We start from the raw sequence: 20871 nt of genomic DNA, 5'->3' as shown, positions 1-20871 counted from the left end.
CACGAATAGTTACATAAAAAGAAATTATAGTAGTTACTTAAGAATATTCCCAGTAAATGCAAAACTAACTGCCAAATTATTTTCAGCTGAAAATAATAATGTAGTCTATAAAGTTAGATCAGATAAGTATTATTCATCGTCTGGTGAATTTGTTCCTGGCGATTGAGAAATTACTGTAACTGTTAAAGGATATAGTACATCGAATGCACCAGTTGCAACTCCTGAAGTAAAACAAGTTAATGTCACAGGTAACACAAATCTTAATGAAGGAGATGATTTAGTATTAAATAGTTCAATAGTAATGAACAATGGTTCAACTCCTCCAGATAATATCAAATACCAATGATATTATAAAGATGGAAATAACTATTCTGAAATTCCTGGAGCTACTAATAAAACATTATCTGTCAAAACTACTAAAGAAATGAATGGTAAACAAGTAGTTTTAAGAACAACTTATAATAACAAAACTAAAGAATCTTCTCCGGTCTTAATTAATTTAAAATTAAGACAAATAGTTGAATTAACTATTAGTGGTAAAGGAAACTTTATTGAAGGAGAAGATATTTCATTATCTAGTTCATTTAAATTAAACTTTGGTAATCCAAATGATATACCTTCTGACCAAATAAAATATCAATGATATTTTAAAATATGCAAAAAAAATATTTTATTTTTCTGCGCTAAAAATAAGCTATAATTTTTACAAAATTACTATTAATTTAAGGATAAACATGAAAAAAATTCTAATTTTTTTAACCCTATGTGTTTTTGGCTATAGTGCCAATATAAATATCGCTGCTGCAGCAAATGTTACTTATGCATTTAAAGAACTAGAAAGTCAATTCAAAAAAGAAAATCCAGACACTAGTATAAATGTAACCTTAGGAGCAAGTGGAAATTTAGTTGCACAAATTCAAAATGGAGCTCCTTTTGATGTGTTTATGGCTGCTAATATGAAATTTGCACAAAAACTTTATGATGAAAATTTAGCTGTTACTAAGCCTGTAATTTATGCACAAGGTGCTCTTGCGTTACTTACTTTAAGAACGAATGTAACAGACTTAAGTAAAGGTTTAGAAGCCTTAAAAAGTGAAAATGTTAAATTAATTGCTATTGCTAATCCAAAAACAGCTCCTTATGGAGAAGCAAGTGTAGAAACTTTGAAAAAACTAGGAATTTATGAAATTATCAAAAGTAAAATCATAGAAGCAAAATCTATAGGCGAGACACTTACTCAAACCTTAACAGCAACAGATGCAGGCTTTGTAGCAGCTAGTGCTTTACATGAAGAAGGTCTTAAAAAATACAATTTAAAAGAAAATGTAAATTATATTTTAATAGATCAAAAGCTTTATTCGCCTATTAATCAAGGTATAGTTATAACAAAACATGGTAAAGATAATATGGACGCTAAAAAATTTTATGATTTTGTTTTAAGTGAAAAAGGAAAAGCTATTTTCAAAGCTTATGGATATAATATTCCATGATAGAGGCTACTATTAGCCTCATTGATTCTTACGAAGGTATAAATTTTATAGAATTAACTAATACTTCGCAAAAATTTTATATGCTCTCTCTTAATACCTATGAAAGTATTAAAATAAATCAAAGGGTTGTTATATCTTTTAAAAGCAATGAATGTTTTTTAAGTAAAGAAAAATTAAAAAATTCTTTTATAAATGAGCTTTATGCGAAAATAATTGAAATTTTTAAAGGAAAAATTATAACTATTATAAGAATGCAAAATAATTTTTGTATATTTGAAGTGCAAATTAATACTAAAGCTTTTACAAATATGGATTTAAAAAATAATGATTTTGTTTATACTTACATCAATCCTAGTGCCTTATTTATAAAGAAATTAATATGTTAAAAATAGATATTTGTAAGATTTTTAAAAATAAAAATCAAGAATTTAAACTTCAAGCAAAATTTGACATACAACAGGGAGAATTTTTAGCTATATTCGGTAAAAGTGGGAGTGGAAAAACAACACTTTTAAGAATCATAGCTGGCTTTGAAAAAGCTGAAGGAAGCTGTGAATTTGATAAACAAATTTTTTTTAATGCAAACTATTTTTTAAGTATTCAAAAAAGAAATATAGGTTTTTTATTTCAAGATTATGCTTTATTTGAAAATATGAATGTAGAACAAAATTTACTTTATGCTAAAAATGATAAACAAACTGCTTATGAACTTTTAGAGCTTTTAAATTTAAGCTCTTATAAAAAAAGCTCTATTTTAGAACTTAGTGGAGGTCAAAAGCAACGCGTAGCTTTAGCTAGATCTTTAATGAGAAAACCTAAACTTTTACTTTTAGATGAACCACTAAGTGCTTTAGATAATGAAATGAAAATTATTTTGCAAGATTATCTTTTAAAAATACACAAAAATTATAATATTACTACCATTTTGATTAGTCATGATGTTAGTGAAGTATATAAACTAGCAAATAAAGTTATAGTTTTAGATCAAGGAAAAATTATACAACAAGGAAATCCCAATGAAGTTTTTTTACAAACTAAAGGATCTCAAAAATTTGCCATTAAAGCTAGAATTTTAAAACTACAAAAACAAGATACTATAATAATGGCGATTCTTGGAATAGGAACTCAAATTAGTCAAGTTGTTCTTAGTCCCTTAGAAGCTGAAAATTTAAAAGAAGATGATGAGGTAATTTTAAGTCAAAAAGCTTTTGGACTAAATTTATCTAAAATAACTTAAAAATTAAAAATTACTTAACTTATCATAAACTTTATAAAATACTAAAATAGTTTTATTTTATCTAAACGCTAATAATGTTTATTTGCAACTATATTTTAATCTTTAAAATCAAAGCTTATTTATATTTTTAACCATTATTTTAGCTTTACATTCTGCACAACAATATAAAGTTTTAATTTTAATATCATCATCTATAAATTTTGGTTTCATAATACTAGCTATCCTTTCTATAGCTTTCGTTGTAGCAAATTCTTTACCGCACTCAATACACGCAAAAAGCTCATCTTGAGCTAAAGTTATAAAAGAAAAATATTCTTTTTCTAAATCAATACCACTTCTTTGAAGTATCAAAGTATCTTTTTCAGCACAACTTACCTCACAATATCCACAGGTAGTGCATAAACTTGCATTAAATTTTAAAGAATTGTCTTTAGTGTCTGCAACTAAAGCTCCGACATTACAAGCTCCAGCACAAGCTAAGCACAAAGTACAGGTATTTGTATTTATAGAAATTTTTCCATAACGTATCCATTCTTTAGTAGAAATATTTCCCAATCTATCTTCTTGAATAAGCTCTTTAAGCCTAATGGCAAAATCCTCTCTTTTTAGTAAAGAAACATTGTTAATCATAAATTTCAATTTTGATATAAAATTAGCTTGATTTATAGAATTTTGAAGTGAAATCTCATCATTTGCTAATAAAATTCCATCTTGGTTAAATTTTTTTTTAAAAATTTCATTTACAAGATCTATTGCTTCTTTATTTACAAAACAATCTCCATAAATAATCACATTCGCACCACTAGTTTGCAACATAGCTAAAAGATGGGTTTGATCAAAAAAATTGCTAGTTTCTACCATAAATGGCACTATATTTTCTTTTAAAACGACATTTAAGTTTTCTATATTTTTCTCCCCTGAAATAACTAAAATTATTTTATCTTCATAAAATTTTAAAACTTCATAAAAGCTATTTCTTGGAATAGGTGCATAATCAAGTGCTCCGCTAGGACAAATACTCACACATTTTCCACAATGAATACAATCAATATGAGAAAATTCTAATTGCATTTTTTCATCATCTTTTAAAATGGCTACACTAGGACATATTTCATCACATTTTCCACAATGAATACTTCTTCTATTGTGATATTGACAAATGCTATCATCATAATTAATATAATTTCTAAATTTATACTTAGGAGAATTATTGTTTAATAACTTCAAAATATTTTCATTGCTTAAATTATTAATATCATAACACCCACTTTGTTTATCATAACTATCTTTTTTATTTTTATATAAAAAGAAATCGCACTCAATTTCTACTTGCTCATCATTTTTTAAAGCTATTACGCAAAGCTCTCCTATAGAACCTAAAACTGCTTGACATTGTTCATTTAAAATTTTTAAAACTTTATAATCTTGTTTTTTTAATTCTTCTAGCAATTTTATTTCATCATCATCATCACTAACAATGATTACGTTTTTACCCACTTCTTTGGTGTATTCTAAATCAAGCCCCATATCATAAATTTTAGACCTTATTTCATATAAAGTATCAATGGTTTTTGATTTTTTTAAAACACTATCTGTGGAATTTTTTAAATAAAAATTAATTTCTGGAGCATACACTTTAGGATTTAAAAGTAAAGAATTTCCTATAAAAACATCTTCGCAAGCATTAGATACTATGGATATATTATCACTCAAGGGGATTAAATCATCATTTTCTAAAAAAACAAAATCTTTCATCATTACTCTCTTTATTTTTTAATAATTATATAAATTTCATTATAAAAAAGTTATAATTTTACTAGTTTTTTCTTAAGGTTTAAGATGAATAAATTTAGAACATTCCCTCCGATAAATTCTCTTATTAATGATGAAAACTTATGTATTTATCCTTTGTATTTAAAAAATTATTTTTCAAAATTAATTGTTTTAGAGTGCAAAAAACAAATTTTAAAAGATCCAAAATTAGAATTTTCTTTTGAAGAACTCATTTTTAAGATTAAAAATGCAATAGATGAATTTTTAAATACCCAGTCAAAAAGCTTAATCAATGCAACTGGAGTCATTATCCACACCAACTTAGGTCGTAGCATTATAGATGAAAATATTTTTGAACAAACAAAAGATATTGTGTGTTCTTATTCAAATTTAGAATTTAATATCAACAACGGAAAAAGGGGCTCAAGATACGACGCACTTAGTGCAAATTTAAAAATTTTATTTAATTGTGAAGATTGTCTAATAGTCAATAATAACGCAGCAGCAGTATTTTTGATATTAAATACATTAGCAAAAGATTGTGAAGTTATTACCTCAAGAAGTGAATTAGTAGAAATTGGAGGCAGTTTTAGAATACCTGAAGTAGTTTATGCTGCTGGAGTTTTACTAAAAGAAATAGGAACTACTAATAAAACTCATTTACAAGATTATGAAAATGCTATTTCTTTAAATACTAAAATTATATTAAAAACTCATCGTTCTAATTTTGCCTTTAAAGGATTTTTTGAAGAAGTTTCATTAAAAGAAATTTATAATTTAACAAAAAAGAAAAAAATCATTTCTTATTATGATTTAGGATCAGGTTGGTGTGAAAATTTAAACTCACAACTTACCAAAAATGAACCTTGCGTAAAAGATTTATTAAAATATTGCGATATATTAAGCTTTAGTGGTGATAAGCTTTTTGGTTCAACTCAAGCAGGGATAATACTTGGGAAAAAAAAGCACATCGAAAAACTTAAAAAAAATCAACTTTTAAGAATGCTAAGAGTTGATAAAATCACTTTAGCTTTTTTAAATGAAACTACAAAAGCATATTTAGAAAAAAAATATGAAAAAATTCCAACTTTAAGATTACTCAATGATAATTTAGCAAGCATAAAAACAAAAGCTAATTTTGTAAAAAACAATATCCAATCTCCCTGTGATTTAAAAATTTCAAAAAGTCTAGTAGGTGGTGGTTCTATGCCTGATAAAAATTTAGATAGTTTTATACTAAGTTTTAAAGGCAAAGCATTGATTTTACAAGAAATATTTAGAAAAAAAGGTGTAATAGGTCGTATTGAAAAAGATGAATTTGTCTTAGATTTTAGGACTATATTAAATAAAGATTTAGAAAAATTAATCAAAATTATTGATGAGGTATTTAATGCATAGTATTATCATAGGAACTGCTGGTCATATTGATCATGGAAAAACCTCTATTATTAAAGCTCTTAATGGCTTTGATGGAGATAATTTAAAAGAAGAGCAAGAAAAAGGTATCACTATAAATCTTAGTTTTTCTCATTTAAAAAATTCTAATATAAATTTAGCATTTATTGATGTTCCTGGACATGAAAATTTAATTAAAACTATGATTAGCGGTGCTTTTGCTTTTAAAATATGCTTGTTTGTCGTAGATATTAACGAAGGTTTAAAAGCACAAAGTATAGAACATTTAAAAGTATTAGAATTTTTAGGCGTCAAAGATATTATTTTAATTTTAAATAAATTAGATTTATGTGAAGATATTGAGTATCAAAAAAATCTTATATTAAAAGAATTAAAATCATATAAAATTTATTAAAAATTTTTCTCACTAGTATTTATAATCAAAAAAGTATCGAAGAATTAAAAAAATACTTGTTAAATTTAAAACCAAAAGAATGTGAAAAAGATTTTATATTTAGATATTTTATCGACAGAGTTTTTTCTTTAAAAGGGATAGGGACGATAGTTACTGGAAGCTTAAATGAAGGAAAAATTAGTAAAAATGAAAAAATTTATTGTATTGAAAAGCAAAAAGATATTAGCGTAAAAAATATACAAATTCACGATATAAATATTGATCAAGTGTGTGCTTATAATCGAGTAGCTTTAAATTTAAATTGTAATTATTATGATTTAAAAAAAGGATATATTCTTACTAAAAAAGGATTTTTTAAAAGCTTTAAAAGTGTAGATGTTTTAATATTTTCTAATGAAATCAAACATAAAAATGAATTTGAATTTTGCACAGGTAGTAAAAAAATCAATGCTAAGGTAAATATTATCAAGGAATTTGAAGATAAAATCTATGCAAGTTTAGAATTTGAAAAACCTATCTCTTTGTGTTTTGATGATAAATTTATTTTACTTGAAAATGGACGTGTCAAAAGCGGAGGAATTGTTTTAAATCCAGTAAGTGAGCCATTAAAAAAAGACACAAAAATACAATTCTTAAAGCTTTTAGAACAAAAAAATTTTAGTGCAATATTTGAATTTTTAAAAAATACTCATAAATTTGGTTTTGGACTAATCTCAAGCTACCAACGCTTTAAGCTAACTCATCAAGAAGCTTTAAATTTAGCAAAAAACTTAACTAATGTTTTTGTTGATGAAAAAGCTTTAAATGTATATGATTTAAAAGCACAAAATGAGCTTAAAAATTTTATACAATTTATCTTTTCTAAAAATCAAAATGCATTAATATCTGCTCATTCAATCTCATTAAGACTTTCGTGGGCTAGTGAAGATTTTTGTGCATATACTTTAGAGCAAATGCAAGATTTTTTAGATTTTAAAGATGGAATTTATTTTTTAAAAGGACAAGATTTTAAGAAATTAAAAGAAAAAAATTATTGTGAGCTTTTTGAAATTTTAAAAAAAGAAGGAATTAAACCAACTGCTCCTTATAATCTATATGAACAATTAGGATTAGATAGAAAAAATGGAGATAGCATACTTAAAAAATTAACTAAAGAAAATAAAATAATAAGACTAACGCATAATATTTTTATAGAAAAACAAGCTTTAAATTCATTAATGGATAATTTTTTAATCCTTTTAAAAACACAGAATTTAGATGTAAATTTTGTAAAAAATCATTTTGATATTTCAAGAAAATACGCCATTGCATATTTAGAATACCTTGATGGTAATTTCAAACAAGTAAAAAAAATCAATGAAAAAAGAATGCTTAAATATTAAATATAAAATTTTATAATAACTAAAATCTAAAAATAAAAAGGAAAAAAATGAAAAAATATTTAGTTTTATTAACATTAATCAGCTCTTTATTTGCAGTAAATAATGAAGAGATAATTAATTTTTTCAAAAAAAATCCAAATTTAAACGATGCTAAAATTACTATTATAAGTAGAGAAAAAATTCAAGATAGTAATTTTGAAGCAATGATTATAAATTTCGAACTTTCAGGAAAAAACTTTCAAGAGATAATATTTACTGATGGTAATTTTATCACTACAGAACTAGTAGATCTTAAGAAAGAAAAATTTTATTCTAAAGTATTTCAAGAGAAGCTTTTAAAAAAACAGCAAGCTGAATTTTCTAAAAAAGCATTAGCAAAATTGCAAGAAGAAAATATGCTTATTTCTTTAGGCGATAAAGATAAACCTTTACTTTATGTATTTAGCGATCCAGAATGCCCATATTGTAGAATGCACTTGGAAAAAATTGAAGATATTTTAAAAACTCATCAAGTAAAATTCATACTCACACCAATCCACGATACTAGTGCATTTGAAAAATCTGCACTAATTTACAAAGAAAGCAAAAATGCAAAAGATGATGCACAAAAAATTGCTATTATGAAAAAATACTATAATGCAAATTTAAAAGAATATCAAAAACCAAGTGCTTCAGAAGTAAATGATGTCAAAAAAACTTTTGAAAAATATTCTAAACTTGGCTTACGTGCTGTTCCAACTATAATAGACGCACAAAAATAACTATTTATAAATACCTTTATTTAAACTAATAAAGGTATTTATTAAAATTCAAAAAACAATAAAATCAATTATTTAAAAGAAAAATTAGTAAGCAAATTGCTAGTTTTTTTATTTTTAACTTTCAAGTCTTTTTGCATTGTATTAAATTTTTTTAATGCAAATTGTTCTTTTGCACCAATTTTATAATAGATTAATTGTAAATAATCTTTAATATCTTTTTGGGAAAGCTGCCTTGATTTTGCATAATCACATAAGATGTATTGTGGTATAAAGATTTTATTTTTAACAAAACAATTCATTATTTTTTTATAATTTGAAAAATTTTTTATACAAGAAAATCTTGCAAAAACAAAAGGTAAATTAAATTTTTCATACCATACTTCACACAAGTCTATATAAGCATTTTGATTTTGCAAATAAAGCTTTAAAGCCTTATCGCCAATAATTACTTCACCATTTTGCTTTAATATTTTTGCAAGCACATTAGAAGTAGCTGACTCATTATCTTCTTTATTTTGTGTTTGTTTTTTAATTAAAACACTCTTAACTTTTTTATTTGCACAAATTCCTACATTTAAAGTTTTGTATTTTTTTCTATAACTTTCTATGCTAGAAATAATTGCTGCATCAATACGCCTAAAATACAAACTTTCATTAAGTTTTCTAGGAACTCCTTTTTTATATTCTGTAGTTCGTTTAACATAAGTAGGCAAAGGCATTTTTTTAAGATAAATATGCAAGGGAAGTAAATTTAAATAATCAATCTTACCAAAAATCATCACTACTTTCTTAAATATCATAAATCAAACTCAAAACCTTAATTTATTAAGATTTTGAGTAATAAAAATTATTTTAAGCTATCAATGTAACTTTTGTAATCAAATTCTTTTACTAAAGCAACTCCATCTTCTACAGCTGCTTTTGCAACAGCAGCACTTACTACTGCCTTAACCCTACTATCAAAAGGTTTTGGTATCACATAATCTCTACCAAATTTAAGTTCTTTGATATCATAAGCTTGTCTAATTTCATCAGTAACCTCAAGCTTGGCTAAATCTGCTAAAGCTCTAGCTGCTGCGATTTTCATACCTTCTGTAATTTTAGTTGCTTTTACATCTAAAGCACCTCTAAAAATAAAAGGAAATCCTAAAACATTATTAATCTGATTAGGATAATCACTCCTTCCTGTGCCTACAATAGCATCATTTCTTACTCTTTTTACATCTTCTGGCATTACTTCAGGGATAGGATTAGCTAAAGCAAAAATTACTGGATCTTTAGCCATAGATAAAATCATTTCATCATCTAAAATTTTTGGAGCACTAAGTCCTAAAAACACATCAGCACCCTTTAAAGCCTCTTTTAGCGTCATAGCCTTAGTATCACTTACAAATTCAAGTTTATATTTATTTAAATCATTTCTTTGAGTATTAACCACACCCTTGCTATCTACTAAAATAATATTTTTCACACCTAATTTTCTATACATTCTAGCACTAGCAATACCTGCTGCTCCTGCTCCACTAACTATTACTTTAATATCTTCAAATTTTTTGCCACTAATTTCCATAGCATTAATCAATCCTGCTGTAGAAATAATAGCTGTTCCGTGCTGATCATCGTGCATAACAGGAATTCCAAGATCTTGCAATGCTGCTTCAATCTCAAAACATTTTGGTGCCGCAATATCTTCTAAATTAATTCCTCCAAAAGTTGGTGCCACAGCTTTACAAAAAGTAACAATATCCTCTACGCTATGCACATCAATTTCTAAATCATATGCATTTACATCAGCAAATTTTTTAAATAAACAAGCTTTTCCCTCCATAACAGGCTTACTTGCACTAGCTCCTATATTACCAAGTCCTAAAACCGCACTTCCATCACTAATTATAGCCACTAAATTAGCTTTATTAGTATATTTATAAGCTAAAACTTCATCTTTAGCAATTTCAACACAAGGTTCAGCAACTCCTGGTGAATATGCTAAAGATAAATCATATGCACTATCCATAGGCTTTCTAGCAACTATATCAACTTTACCACCTAAATGGTATTTTAAAGCTTCCTCTTTTAAATCCATCATCTTTCCTTTATGTAATTTAGTAAATTTTGCACCCTCAACTGACACTTTTGCACACCTAAAAATTCTAATAATTCAAATATACTAGGGCTTACAGAGCGACCAGTTAATGCTATACGTATAGCTTGAGCTAAATCTTTTAATTTTAAATTATTTTCATCTAAAAATTTATTTGTGAATTCTTCAAATTCATAAGCGCTTTTTTGTTTGCTTAAAACCTTAGCGTATTTTTCTAAATAAGCTAAATTTGTTTCATTAAGAAATTTATCTACAGCTTTTTGATCATATTCTTTTGGGTCATTTAGTAACATTTTTGCTCCATCAATGATATCGTGCAAAGTTTTTGATCTTTCTCTTAACATATCCAATAAAAATCTAGCATTTTCATATAAATTTAAATCAAAATTTAATTCTTTGAGTTGTCTATTAATTTCTTCAAAAGGTAAAGTCTTAATATAATGCACATTAAGCCATTCTAATTTTTTAAAATTATAACAAGATGCACTCTTATTAATGTGATTTGGATCAAAAAATTCCTTCATTTGTGTAATATCAAAAATTTCATCATCTCCATGACTCCACCCAAGTCTTACTAAAAAATTAAGTAAAGCTTGAGGTAATATCCCCATATTTTTGTATTCCATAACATCAGTGGCACCATGTCGTTTAGAAAGTTTTTTTCCATCTTCTCCATGTATCATAGCAACATGATAAAATTTTGGAATTTTAAAACCTAAAGCATTGTAAAGAACTATTTGCTTAGGTGTATTAGAAAGATGATCATCGCCTCTTATAACATCACTAACACCCATTAATGCATCATCAATAACAACGGTGAGGTTGTAAATAGGACTTCCATCACTTCTTGCTATAATAAAATCATCTAAAATATCTTCAACTTTAAAACTAATTTCACCTTTAATACCATCAATAAATTTAATTTCACCGCTTTGTGGAGCTTTTATACGCACAACAGGTTCAATACCACTTGGAGGCGTGCCCTTAAAATCTCTATATCTACCATCATACCTTGGACGCTCTTTAGCTATTTCTTGCTTAGCTCTTAATTCATCAAGCTCCTCTTTACTCATATAACAATAATAAGCTTTTCCTTCATCTAATAATTTTTGAATATATTTTTTATAAATTTCAAATCTTTGTGATTGATATTCTATTTGACCATCATAATCAAGCCCACACCATTTAAATGCTTCTATAATAGCTTGTGTAGCTTCTTGTGAATTTCTTTTTAAATCAGTGTCTTCAATGCGTAATAAAAATTTACCATTATTTTTTCTTGCATAAAGATAATTATATAAAGCAGTTCTTAAACCTCCAATATGTAAATAACCTGTAGGAGAAGGAGCAAAACGAGTTGAGATTTCTTGCATATCTTTACCTTTTTTAAATTTTTATTGTTATAATGCTATATTTACACTTAAACAAAGGTTTTAAAATGAAAAAAATTTTAATGTCGTGCTTTTTTGCTGTAAATATTTTATGTGCTCAAACTATCGGTGGAATAGCTATGATAGTAGAAAATGAACCTATTACCATTTATGACATTAATCAAACGATGAAACAGCTACATACTAATGATAAACAAAAAGCAATAGCCTTTTTAGTAGATGATAAAATTCAACAAAGTGAAGCTAAAAATTTTGGTATTATCATTAGTGATTTTGAATTAAATAACAAATTAAATCAAATTGCCAAAAGCAATAATACTGACATCAATGGCTTACAAGCACAAATAGAAAAAAAAGGGTTAAATTTTGAAATTTTTAAAGAAAAAGTTCGCAAAGATATGCAAAAAGAAAGACTTTACCAAAGCATTATGCAAAATGCAAAAATAAATATCAATGATGAGGCATTAAAAAATTTCTATGAAAATAATCTTGATAAATTTAGCACTTTTTCAAATGTAGATTTAATAGTTTATAATTCTACAAATCCAGAGCTTTTGCAACAACTTTTACAAAATCCAATGTATAAAAATGATCAAATTAAATCAAAAGCTATTAGTTTAAATGCTTCAAATATGGATCCGCGATTACTCGCTTTATTAAATAATACTAAAACTGGTGAATTTACACCTATATTAAATGGTGAAAATACTTATATTATTTATTTTATCAAAGAAAAATATGGAAAAAATCCGATTGATTTTAATTTAATTAAAGAGCAAGTAAGCAACGCATATACTATCAACCAAAGAGAATTAGCCTTAAAAAATCACCTAGATAAAATAAGAACAAACGCTCATATAGAGGAAATAAGATAGGTATTACCCTATCTTAATGTCTTGAAAGATAATTTGTATCGTAATTATTATTTGCAAAATCTGCATTATCCATCATAGCTAAATGAAAATCTTTTGTGGTCTTAATCCCACCAATAATAAGTTCGTGTAAAGCTATTTTCATCTTAGCTATAGCTATATTTCTATCCTCACCCCATACAACTAATTTTCCTATCATAGAATCATAATAAGGCGGAACACTATAATCTTGATAACAATGACTTTCCATTCTTACATTTCGACCCGCTGGAGCTACATATTTTGTGATTTTTCCTGGACATGGTAAAAAGGTTTTAGAATCTTCAGCTGTGATTCTACACTCTATAGAATGCCCTTTTAATTTAATTTCTTCTTGTTTAGGTAAAGGATATCCCTCAGCAACTTTTATCATAAGTTCGATAATATCAACTCCACTTACCATTTCACTCACACAATGTTCTACTTGCAAACGTGTATTCATTTCTATAAAATAAAAATTTAAATTCTTATCTACTAAAAATTCAAAAGTTCCAGCACCTTCATAGCCTATAGCTTTAGCGGCCTTTACTGCAGTTTCGTGAAGTTTTAATCTAGTTTTTTCATCTAATAAAATTGCAGGCGATTCTTCTATAAGCTTTTGATGACGTCTTTGCATAGAACAATCTCTCTCACCTATGTGGATTACATTTCCAAAACTATCGCCTATAATTTGCACTTCTATATGACGTGGATTTTGAATATACTTTTCCATATACATAGTTCCATCGCCAAATGCACTCATTGCTTCACTTTCAGCCGACCAATAAGCTTTTTCAAGGTCGCTTTCTTGTTCAACCACACGCATACCACGACCACCGCCTCCAGCAGCCGCTTTTAAAATAACAGGATAACCTATTTCTTTAGCAAGTTTCTTAGCCGCTAAAGCACTATTTAAAGCCCCATCACTTCCTGGGATTACTGGCACTCCTGCTCGTTGCATAACTTGCTTAGCTTTGCTTTTATCACTCATTAAAGCCATAGCAGCTACAGAAGGACCTATAAATTTGATATTATGTTTTGCACAAATTTCTACAAAATTTTGATTTTCACTTAAAAATCCATATCCTGGAAAAATCGCATCAGCTTCGCTAATTTCAGCAGCACTAATAATAGCTGGAATATTCAAATAACTCTCTGAACTTCTAGCATTACCTATACAAATGCTAGCATCAGCATATTTTAAATAAAGTGCATCTTTATCTGCGGTAGAATAAACACAAATTGCTTTTTTACCCATTTCCTTAATGGTTCTTAAAGCTCTTAAAGCAATTTCTCCACGATTTGCAATTAAAACTTTTTTAATTTCCATTTTATAATTTCTCCACTACAAATAATGGCGTACCAAATTCTACAGGTTGTCCATCTGCTACTAAAATTTCTACTATCCTGCAATCGTATTCAGCTTCAATTTCATTCATAATTTTCATAGCTTCAATAATCGCTATTGTATTCCCACTTTTAATAGTCTGTCCTACTTTAACAAAAGGCTCCGCACCAGGACTTGGAGCTTGATAAAAAGCCCCGACCATAGGGCTATTGATAGTTGGTTTATTTGAAGTTTGATTTGTTTTTGTCTCATTTACAACATTTACATTAATTGGCTGTGGAGCTGGTGCAATCGGAGCTGGTGCTGGCAACTCACAACACAAATCTTTTTCAAGTTCTATTTCAAATCCATCTTGTTCTTTTATCTTAATCTTGCTTACATTTGCTTTTGCAAAAAACTCCATAAGCTCTTTAATTTCTTCTTTTGTCATATATACTCCTTGAATTTATGATTTATAAGACTTAATCTAATAATTATATAAAAAAATACTAAAAATAACTTCAATTATTTCTTTTTCACTAATTTTTTAAGATATAATCTAAAAAAATTACCACTTACTATTTTTAAGGAAACATAATGGGTTTAAAAGCGGATAATTGGATCAAAAAAATGGCATTAGAACACAAAATGATAGAGCCATTTTGTGAAGCAAATATAGGTAAAGGTATAGTAAGCTACGGGCTTTCTAGCTATGGCTATGATATACGAGTTGGAAGAGAATTTAAAATTTTTACTAATGTAAATTCAACACTTGTTGATCCAAAAAATTTTGTAGAAGAAAACGTGGTAGATTTTCAAGGAGATGTGTGTATAGTGCCTGCAAATTCTTTTGCACTAGCTAGCACTATAGAGTATTTTAAAATGCCTGATGATGTCTTAGCTATATGTCTTGGCAAAAGCACTTACGCAAGATGTGGCATTATAGTAAATGTAACTCCATTTGAACCTGGTTTTGAAGGTCATATAACAATTGAAATTTCAAACACTACTCCTTTGCCTGCAAAAATTTATGCAAATGAAGGTATAGCTCAAGTTTTATTTTTACAAGGTGATCAGCCGTGTGATGTAACTTATGCAGATAAAAAAGGTAAATATCAAGCTCAAAAAGGTATTACTTTACCAAGAATTTTAAAATAAATTATAAATATGCCATTAAGCGTAAAAGCGTTCCACATGAAAATAGTAATACGATTCCTACGATAGTTGTTAGTAGAGTTACGCCTGTAAAAATTAAAGCAAATGATACAATCCCAACAAGCATTATTAGTTCTCTATCGGCACCAAAAATTAAATTTGGTTTATTTAGCGCACTATAGATATCTACTTTTTGGAGAGTTTCCATTATATTAAAGCTCCACTAGTATTAAAAATACTTATGAAGTTTGTTGCTCCAATTACTATGCTCACAGCTAATACGATAGAAAGTAGAGTCTTAATGAATCCATTAAATTCTGCACCAAAAACTAAACCTACTCCAGCACCTACCATCGCTAAAATTGACACCACGAATGCAACAGGACCAGTTATACTTGCTTTTATTGTTTGCAATGGACTTTCCCAAGGAAGTCCAGCACCAGTTGTTGAAGCCCAAGCTATGCTTATGCCAGCTACTAAAAATAAAATTAAAAATTTTTTCATATTTACTCCTTAAAACATTGATTTTATGATATACTCATCATTACGATAATCTTCAACTTTAATTATTTCTTGTATTTTTCTTCCCTCCTTTGTTTTTGAGATAAAAACTATCAAATTAACAGCTTCAGCAATTAATTTACTCATTTTTGCACTAGTAGCTTCAGAAATTAATTGTTCCATTCTTGTTAATCCACCTTTTGCAGAATTTGCATGTATTGTGGCTATACCACCGGGATGACCGGTATTCCAAGCTTTTAATAAATCTAAAGCTTCTTTTCCTCTTGTTTCACCTACTATGATTCTATCTGGACGAAGACGCATAGTTGCCTTTAAAAGCCTAAGCATATCTACGTGTTCAGTAGCTCTTAAGATGACTTTATTTTTACTAGCACACTGAAGTTCAGCTGTATCTTCTATGATTACGATTCTATGAATAGGAGTGATTTTTGAAATTCCATCTATAATTGCATTTGAAAAAGTAGTTTTTCCACTACCTGTTCCACCAACAATTAAAATATTTTGTCTATCTTTTATTGCTTTTATTAATATTTGTTTTTGATTTGGTGTCAGAATATTAGAATCAACATAATCATCAAGAGTAAAAATTTTTATTGCTTTTTTTCTTATGGTAAAAGTAGGTTTTGCTACGATTGGAGGTAATAAGGCTTCAAATCTTGAGCCATCAAGAGGCAATTCACATTCTAAGATAGGATTATCAGAATTTATTGTTGTGTCTAAAAGACTTGAAACTGCAGTAATGATAGATTTTGCTTTTGCTTCAGAAAAAGAACCAAGACATTTCATATCTTGACCAAGTTTTTCAAGCCAAAGATTGCCATTAGAATTTAACATGAGTTCTATGGTGTCTTTATCTTCTAAATAACTTAATATATCACCAAATTCTCGCTTAATAATTGTCAATGTTTTTTCTAATAAAATGATACATTTTTAACATTTGAATGTTTATTTTTTTTCATTTTTGTGAGACAAAAGCATAATTTTTAGGTTTTGTCTCAAAATGTGAGAGAAAAAAGGGATTTTTTTGCTAGAAAAATCATATTTTTTATTTTTTGTGAGACAAAATGAAGTTTTAAATATTAATCTCACCATATCTTTTTATAGGTATTTTTAAATTTGGAAATTTTTTATCCATAGTATAAATAGCACAACACCCCTCTTTTTCGGCAGAAAAATATTGCAAATAGTCTTCAAAATCATCATTATCAGATTGACACATTTGACAAGCACTTCTAATTACTGAGCCAGAGAAAGAACAAATTAATACTTTTGGATCAAGAGTTATTTTGCTTATATGATTATAAAATTGAACCATATTTATATCAGCTTTTTTTAATATATATGCAATAGTAGAAATCATATCTTCAGAAAAAACTATTTGAATATTATGTGTAAGTAAAAAATATATTAGTTGTTTAGCTTCATTATGATAAGCTCTTTGAATATTAAAATAATCTAACAATATATTTGTATCTAAAAATACTTTTTTCATATTCTACCTTCTTCTAAATCTTTATCTAGCTTTTCTCTTTTTAGTTCTTTAGCTGATTTTGTAGGATGATATGCACCTGTTAAAGCACCACACATATTCCAAAAATCGCCCAAATCTTCTTTATTATCAAACAAAGAAGGTTGCGTATTATTTGTAATTAAAGCTTGATTATCTACTTCAGATTCTTTCTTGGATATAATAATTTGATTTTCTATGGCATTAGGAGAAGAAATTTGTTTAATATCTTTGATATAATAATTTTCAGGATTCTTCTTGACTTCTTCTAATCCTTCATATTCACCTTCTACTTCTACTTTTTGTATCATTTCTAATTTTTCAAAATCAAATTCTTTTATTATTGTTTGTCTTAGTCTTTTTAAATCTCTAAAAGAACCTTTTCCAATGATTTGTGGATTCATAATATATGAATTTGAACTTATAATATCATATTCTTCTTGTTGCTCTTTTGTAATTTTAAAAATTACATTTTTATCCTCAAGTTCTTTAATCGCACGATAAACACTAGATTTTCCTAAAATTTTTTTATTTGTAAAATAAGATACAAAATCACTATTATAATTAAAAATATTTTGATAATTTAAATTTTTAAACATCATTAACACTACTCTTAAAGCAGAATTAGAAAGATTGTCGGTAATATAATTGATATTTTCTACAAAAAGCTTAATAAAATCATCTTTAGTTTTTTCTTTTTGCAAAAAAGAACTTACAATAGTAGTAACTTCTCCTGTATTATTATCAACTCTCTCTTTAACTTTACTATATAATCTAGTTACTGGCTTGTTTTCTAAATCTATTATTTTTCTCACTTTTAACCTTTTTTAGTTCTAAATTAAAGTATCATATCATTTTTTCCCAAAGAATGATACATATTTAAATAAAAAATAATTTTTTTCCCAATTTATTTGGAAATATAAATTTTTCTAAAAATAATCTTCCTATTCATGAGTAGTTTTTCCTACTGATGAGAAAATCAAAAACCATAATAAATAACTATTTTATAAGTGTTTGAGAGTGTTTTTTACAAGTCTTTTCCTTCTTTATCTATTCTTGAAAATAAATTTTTTTATACAGCAAATTTCGCTAACGCTCATTTGCAAAATTTAAAGAGACTAAGCGTCTCTTATTCTTACCATAATAGGGCGGGGTCAAGTTTCGTTTGTCGCTTTAGGCGACTGCACACCCCGCACCCATTATTAAAGTAATGATTATATAGGATTTCAATTGTTTAAAGATTTTTAATCCTTAAATTGTTATTTTTATAACAAATCATCTTTTTTGATTTTGTGTTAATTTTTAGTTTAATAGGTTCTTTGTTTTCTAAAGTTAGAAATTGATTATTTTCTTGTATTGTTTCTTTTTTATCAATTTTATTTTTAAAGATTTCATTGAAATATTTGTTAAATTGCACATAAGTCATTTTAAAGTTTTTTTCTTTTAATGCTTTATTATAAAGAAATTTAGATACCACGCAACCATTTTTAAATTCTTTTTTTAAATAATTTAAGTTTGAATAAAATTCAATTTTAGCTTCACATTTTTTAATTATTTTCCTTTGCTATACAAAAGCAAAATTTTATCGCTAAAGCTCTAAAATAGGACATCAAAATGAAAAAGACAAAACAAGTAAATATTAGATTGACTTTTGAAGAATATAGCTTTTTAGTTGAAAAAGCTTAAAATCATGGTTTAACACTTTCAAGATATTGGTTAGTGAATAATGAAGAACAAAAAACATCTTTTTCTAAAACAAAATCTTATCAGGATATAGATGATATTGTAGATCAAATTTTAGATTTACAAGAATTGTTAAAGCAAAAAGTTAGAGAGATTATAAAATGATAGTTAAGAAAATACCATCAAAAAAAACAAAGTAAATCTAGTTTTAAAAAGCTATCAGACTATATTTTAGATAAAGATAATAATCATGTAAAAGTTTTGGTAGATTATATGCTTGATAAAAAAAATCAAATGGATAAAGTGAAAGCATATTTTTTTACAAATTGTTCTTTTGATAATCAAGATGATAATATTGCTGAAATAATTAATACTCAACAATTAAATACCACAAATGAAAGAAAATGTTCAAAATATTAATGGAGAAAAAGAAAAAATAAAAGAACAATACCAACGCCCTAATAAAGAAACTTCTAAGGCATTATGGGAGAAGTATTTAAGAATTGAAAATGAGAAAAAATCCAAGCTTGACAAAGAACTTAGAATGTTAAAGATTAGACACAATGAATTTAAAACTTCAATACCTTCTATGAAATTTAATAAAAGTGCTTTTTCACATGTTAAAAATCAAAGAATGATTTTTAAAAATAAACAAAAAGAGCTTTATCAAAAATATAAAAGAGTGTCTTATCGAGATTTTTTAATTAAAGAGGCTATGATGGGGAATGAAGAAGTGGTTAAAGCCTTGAGAAGATCTAAAATAAAAATTAATGAAAATGAAAACACGCTATCTTCAATGGAGGAAAAAGCTAAGATCTTTGATAATGTAGATTTTATAACAAAGGAAGGCTATCCTGTATATAAAAATGGCTTTAATAAAGCTATAGATAAAGGAGATATGTTGAAAGTATCTTTAATCCAAAATGGCAAAGATGATAAAGAATTTCTTTTAAATTCTTTACTTATGGCAATTGAAAGATTTGGGAATAAGCTTAATATCACAGGAGAAGATAGTTTTAAAAAAAATGTTTTAGACATCGCCAATGAGTTTAATTTAAATGTGAGTTTTGTTGATAAAAGAATGCAAGAAATTCACTAGGAGAATAATAATAGAAAAAATATTTCAAAAACTAAGAAATTATTAATTGATATTATAAAAACTCAAATGAAATTGGTTAAAGATTCTAATTTAAATCAAGATGAGATGGAAAGAGAAACAAGATCTTTAGAATATTCTTTAGAAAAAATACAAAAGTCCAATCCATCTATTTTTTATGGTGAGTTAAGAAAATTAGGTTTTGAGAAAAAAGAAATTTTGTCAATGGAAACAGAAAAAGTTACGATGAATGTGGATGGATTTTTGGTGAATTCTCAAAACAGAGAAGGGCTTAATGCTATGAATCAAGAAGTTAAAAAAATTTTAAAGGATTCAGAAGATATTGAGCAATTTAAAAAATTTGAATATTTGTTTTTAAATACAAACAAAATCAAAGATATACCAAAAGGGTTTTATGCCAACAGAAAAATTAATGTTAATAAATACATTAAAGACTGTAATATGGAAGAAGTTAAATTTGATAGAAGCACAAATGCTATTTCCTTGCTTAGTGAAAAAAATATAAAAATTATTCAAGAATACACTAATAAACTTCAAAAAGATTTAAAACATGGATATTTGAAAAAGGTAAAATTGATAGAAAGCAACTATATTAATTTTAATTGTTTTTGAAATTTATTCAATTTAAAAATTATGATGATTAATTTATTAAAATTTTAATAAATAATTTTTTAGTCGTGGTATAATATGTAATCTTATTTATTTATAAAATATTGGTTTACTTA

General features: G+C 26.5%; 21 protein-coding genes and 3 pseudogenes. 13 read left to right on the top strand and 11 right to left on the bottom strand.

The features are described 5' to 3' along the window. The first annotated feature begins 424 nt into the window (after window positions 1-424). The 4 genes from QZ429_RS01660 to QZ429_RS01645 all read left to right on the top strand — a co-directional run bounded on the left by QZ429_RS01660 (window position 425) and on the right by QZ429_RS01645 (window position 2727). Window positions 425-643 (top strand): hypothetical protein, encoded by a 219-nt coding sequence (locus tag QZ429_RS01660; RefSeq protein WP_291950099.1) that lies wholly within the window; start codon window positions 425-427, stop codon window positions 641-643. A 91-nt stretch (window positions 644-734) separates the two neighbouring features. Then, window positions 735-1490, top strand: a complete 756-nt coding sequence (gene modA, locus QZ429_RS01655) for a molybdate ABC transporter substrate-binding protein (protein WP_291950096.1) — start codon at window positions 735-737, stop codon at window positions 1488-1490. Beyond that, window positions 1487-1876 carry a hypothetical protein gene (locus tag QZ429_RS01650; RefSeq protein WP_291950093.1) on the top strand — a complete coding sequence of 130 codons (390 nt, stop codon included), beginning with the start codon at window positions 1487-1489 and terminating at the stop codon, window positions 1874-1876. Before modA ends, QZ429_RS01650 begins: the two co-directional genes overlap by 4 nt. Next, on the top strand, window positions 1870-2727 hold the full coding sequence (locus QZ429_RS01645) for an ATP-binding cassette domain-containing protein (RefSeq protein ID WP_291950090.1): 858 nt from the start codon (window positions 1870-1872) through the stop codon (window positions 2725-2727). The genes QZ429_RS01650 and QZ429_RS01645 overlap by 7 nt, the downstream gene beginning before the upstream one ends. Window positions 2728-2835: 108 nt before the next feature. Here the strand turns inward: QZ429_RS01645 and QZ429_RS01640 are convergent, their stop codons facing one another. Further along, window positions 2836-4482, bottom strand: coding sequence for a 4Fe-4S binding protein (locus QZ429_RS01640; protein WP_291950087.1), 1647 nt, complete (start codon window positions 4480-4482; stop codon window positions 2836-2838). Window positions 4483-4566: 84 nt separating this feature from the next. Between QZ429_RS01640 and selA the strand changes: the two genes are divergently transcribed. The 3 genes and pseudogenes from selA (at window position 4567) to QZ429_RS01625 (ending at window position 8453) form a co-directional block, all read left to right on the top strand. Next, window positions 4567-5898 (top strand): L-seryl-tRNA(Sec) selenium transferase, encoded by a 1332-nt coding sequence (selA, locus tag QZ429_RS01635; RefSeq protein ID WP_291950084.1) that lies wholly within the window; start codon window positions 4567-4569, stop codon window positions 5896-5898. Further along, window positions 5891-7692 (top strand): annotated as a pseudogene (gene selB, locus QZ429_RS01630) (selenocysteine-specific translation elongation factor). The gene selA and the pseudogene selB overlap by 8 nt, the downstream one beginning before the upstream one ends. Window positions 7693-7739: 47 nt before the next feature. After that, the gene (locus QZ429_RS01625) at window positions 7740-8453 is read left to right on the top strand and encodes a thioredoxin fold domain-containing protein (protein ID WP_291950081.1); all 714 of its coding nucleotides are present in this window, start codon (window positions 7740-7742) and stop codon (window positions 8451-8453) included. Between the two features lie 68 nt (window positions 8454-8521). Here the strand turns inward: QZ429_RS01625 and QZ429_RS01620 are convergent, their stop codons facing one another. The 3 genes from QZ429_RS01620 to gltX form a co-directional block, all read right to left on the bottom strand. Further along, on the bottom strand, window positions 8522-9232 hold the full coding sequence (locus tag QZ429_RS01620) for an MqnA/MqnD/SBP family protein (RefSeq protein WP_291950114.1): 711 nt from the start codon (window positions 9230-9232) through the stop codon (window positions 8522-8524). Window positions 9233-9300: 68 nt separating this feature from the next. Then, window positions 9301-10536, bottom strand: a complete 1236-nt coding sequence (locus QZ429_RS01615) for a malic enzyme-like NAD(P)-binding protein (protein ID WP_291950078.1) — start codon at window positions 10534-10536, stop codon at window positions 9301-9303. Continuing rightward, window positions 10536-11927, bottom strand: a complete 1392-nt coding sequence (gene gltX, locus QZ429_RS01610) for a glutamate--tRNA ligase (RefSeq protein WP_291950075.1) — start codon at window positions 11925-11927, stop codon at window positions 10536-10538. Before gltX ends, QZ429_RS01615 begins: the two co-directional genes overlap by 1 nt. A 65-nt stretch (window positions 11928-11992) precedes the next feature. Between gltX and QZ429_RS01605 the strand changes: the two genes are divergently transcribed. Continuing rightward, window positions 11993-12820 (top strand): hypothetical protein, encoded by an 828-nt coding sequence (locus tag QZ429_RS01605; RefSeq protein ID WP_291950072.1) that lies wholly within the window; start codon window positions 11993-11995, stop codon window positions 12818-12820. 13 nt (window positions 12821-12833) lie between these two features. On the opposite strand, the gene QZ429_RS01600 is transcribed toward QZ429_RS01605, so the two are convergent. Continuing rightward, entirely contained in the window at window positions 12834-14165 is a 1332-nt protein-coding gene (locus QZ429_RS01600) for an acetyl-CoA carboxylase biotin carboxylase subunit (protein ID WP_291950069.1), read from the bottom strand. Between the two features lies 1 nt (window position 14166). Beyond that, the gene (accB, locus tag QZ429_RS01595) at window positions 14167-14613 is read right to left on the bottom strand and encodes an acetyl-CoA carboxylase biotin carboxyl carrier protein (protein ID WP_291950067.1); all 447 of its coding nucleotides are present in this window, start codon (window positions 14611-14613) and stop codon (window positions 14167-14169) included. A 146-nt stretch (window positions 14614-14759) separates the two neighbouring features. Between accB and dcd the strand changes: the two genes are divergently transcribed. Then, window positions 14760-15320 (top strand): dCTP deaminase, encoded by a 561-nt coding sequence (gene dcd / locus QZ429_RS01590; protein WP_291950063.1) that lies wholly within the window; start codon window positions 14760-14762, stop codon window positions 15318-15320. Window positions 15321-15330: 10 nt separating this feature from the next. Here dcd and QZ429_RS01585 read toward each other — a convergent pair. The 5 genes and pseudogenes from QZ429_RS01585 to QZ429_RS01565 all read right to left on the bottom strand — a co-directional run. Further along, window positions 15331-15525 (bottom strand): annotated as a pseudogene (locus tag QZ429_RS01585) (VirB3 family type IV secretion system protein); the annotation flags it as partial. After that, a complete protein-coding gene (locus QZ429_RS01580; protein WP_291950057.1) occupies window positions 15525-15821 on the bottom strand; it encodes a TrbC/VirB2 family protein in 297 nt (98 codons plus the stop codon). The gene QZ429_RS01580 and the pseudogene QZ429_RS01585, both read right to left, overlap by 1 nt. A 9-nt stretch (window positions 15822-15830) precedes the next feature. After that, window positions 15831-16742 carry a P-type conjugative transfer ATPase TrbB gene (gene trbB / locus QZ429_RS01575; protein WP_291950054.1) on the bottom strand — a complete coding sequence of 304 codons (912 nt, stop codon included), beginning with the start codon at window positions 16740-16742 and terminating at the stop codon, window positions 15831-15833. A 169-nt stretch (window positions 16743-16911) separates the two neighbouring features. After that, a complete protein-coding gene (locus QZ429_RS01570; protein ID WP_291950051.1) occupies window positions 16912-17331 on the bottom strand; it encodes a PIN domain-containing protein in 420 nt (139 codons plus the stop codon). Further along, on the bottom strand, window positions 17328-18161 hold the full coding sequence (locus QZ429_RS01565; RefSeq protein WP_291950049.1) for a replication/maintenance protein RepL: 834 nt from the start codon (window positions 18159-18161) through the stop codon (window positions 17328-17330). The genes QZ429_RS01570 and QZ429_RS01565 overlap by 4 nt, the downstream gene beginning before the upstream one ends. A 799-nt stretch (window positions 18162-18960) precedes the next feature. Between QZ429_RS01565 and QZ429_RS01560 the strand changes: the two are divergent. The 4 genes and pseudogenes from QZ429_RS01560 to QZ429_RS01545 all read left to right on the top strand — a co-directional run bounded on the left by QZ429_RS01560 (window position 18961) and on the right by QZ429_RS01545 (window position 20758). Next, a pseudogene (locus tag QZ429_RS01560) lies at window positions 18961-19194 on the top strand (hypothetical protein). 108 nt (window positions 19195-19302) lie between these two features. Beyond that, window positions 19303-19449: a hypothetical protein gene (locus QZ429_RS01555; protein ID WP_291950046.1), complete on the top strand. Its 147-nt coding sequence runs from the start codon at window positions 19303-19305 to the stop codon at window positions 19447-19449. Further along, complete coding sequence (locus QZ429_RS01550) at window positions 19424-20128, top strand: LPD7 domain-containing protein (protein ID WP_291950044.1); 705 nt, start codon at window positions 19424-19426, stop codon at window positions 20126-20128. The genes QZ429_RS01555 and QZ429_RS01550 overlap by 26 nt, the downstream gene beginning before the upstream one ends. A 66-nt stretch (window positions 20129-20194) precedes the next feature. Continuing rightward, on the top strand, window positions 20195-20758 hold the full coding sequence (locus tag QZ429_RS01545) for a hypothetical protein (protein ID WP_291950041.1): 564 nt from the start codon (window positions 20195-20197) through the stop codon (window positions 20756-20758). The last annotated feature ends 113 nt before the right edge of the window (window positions 20759-20871 follow it).

Source organism: Campylobacter sp., from assembly GCF_020024835.1.
In the GTDB taxonomy this organism is placed as follows: domain Bacteria; phylum Campylobacterota; class Campylobacteria; order Campylobacterales; family Campylobacteraceae; genus Campylobacter_D.
Note: the sequence above shows the minus strand (reverse complement) of the source record. Positions and strands in the feature narration are given on the sequence as shown.

Coding starts and splice junctions, on each gene's coding strand:
- QZ429_RS01620 (WP_291950114.1), bottom strand. CDS start 9,232: ATGATTTTTGGTAAGATTGATTATTTAAATTTACTTCCCTTGCATATT.
- QZ429_RS01650 (WP_291950093.1), top strand. CDS start 1,487: ATGATAGAGGCTACTATTAGCCTCATTGATTCTTACGAAGGTATAAAT.
- selA (WP_291950084.1), top strand. CDS start 4,567: ATGAATAAATTTAGAACATTCCCTCCGATAAATTCTCTTATTAATGAT.
- QZ429_RS01615 (WP_291950078.1), bottom strand. CDS start 10,536: ATGGATTTAAAAGAGGAAGCTTTAAAATACCATTTAGGTGGTAAAGTT.
- accB (WP_291950067.1), bottom strand. CDS start 14,613: ATGACAAAAGAAGAAATTAAAGAGCTTATGGAGTTTTTTGCAAAAGCA.
- QZ429_RS01555 (WP_291950046.1), top strand. CDS start 19,303: ATGCTTGATAAAAAAAATCAAATGGATAAAGTGAAAGCATATTTTTTT.
- QZ429_RS01545 (WP_291950041.1), top strand. CDS start 20,195: ATGAAATTGGTTAAAGATTCTAATTTAAATCAAGATGAGATGGAAAGA.
- modA (WP_291950096.1), top strand. CDS start 735: ATGAAAAAAATTCTAATTTTTTTAACCCTATGTGTTTTTGGCTATAGT.
- QZ429_RS01600 (WP_291950069.1), bottom strand. CDS start 14,165: ATGGAAATTAAAAAAGTTTTAATTGCAAATCGTGGAGAAATTGCTTTA.
- QZ429_RS01605 (WP_291950072.1), top strand. CDS start 11,993: ATGAAAAAAATTTTAATGTCGTGCTTTTTTGCTGTAAATATTTTATGT.
- QZ429_RS01550 (WP_291950044.1), top strand. CDS start 19,424: ATGAAAGAAAATGTTCAAAATATTAATGGAGAAAAAGAAAAAATAAAA.
- gltX (WP_291950075.1), bottom strand. CDS start 11,927: ATGCAAGAAATCTCAACTCGTTTTGCTCCTTCTCCTACAGGTTATTTA.
- QZ429_RS01570 (WP_291950051.1), bottom strand. CDS start 17,331: ATGAAAAAAGTATTTTTAGATACAAATATATTGTTAGATTATTTTAAT.
- QZ429_RS01660 (WP_291950099.1), top strand. CDS start 425: ATGAATGGTAAACAAGTAGTTTTAAGAACAACTTATAATAACAAAACT.
- QZ429_RS01645 (WP_291950090.1), top strand. CDS start 1,870: ATGTTAAAAATAGATATTTGTAAGATTTTTAAAAATAAAAATCAAGAA.
- QZ429_RS01625 (WP_291950081.1), top strand. CDS start 7,740: ATGAAAAAATATTTAGTTTTATTAACATTAATCAGCTCTTTATTTGCA.
- QZ429_RS01640 (WP_291950087.1), bottom strand. CDS start 4,482: ATGAAAGATTTTGTTTTTTTAGAAAATGATGATTTAATCCCCTTGAGT.
- dcd (WP_291950063.1), top strand. CDS start 14,760: ATGGGTTTAAAAGCGGATAATTGGATCAAAAAAATGGCATTAGAACAC.
- QZ429_RS01580 (WP_291950057.1), bottom strand. CDS start 15,821: ATGAAAAAATTTTTAATTTTATTTTTAGTAGCTGGCATAAGCATAGCT.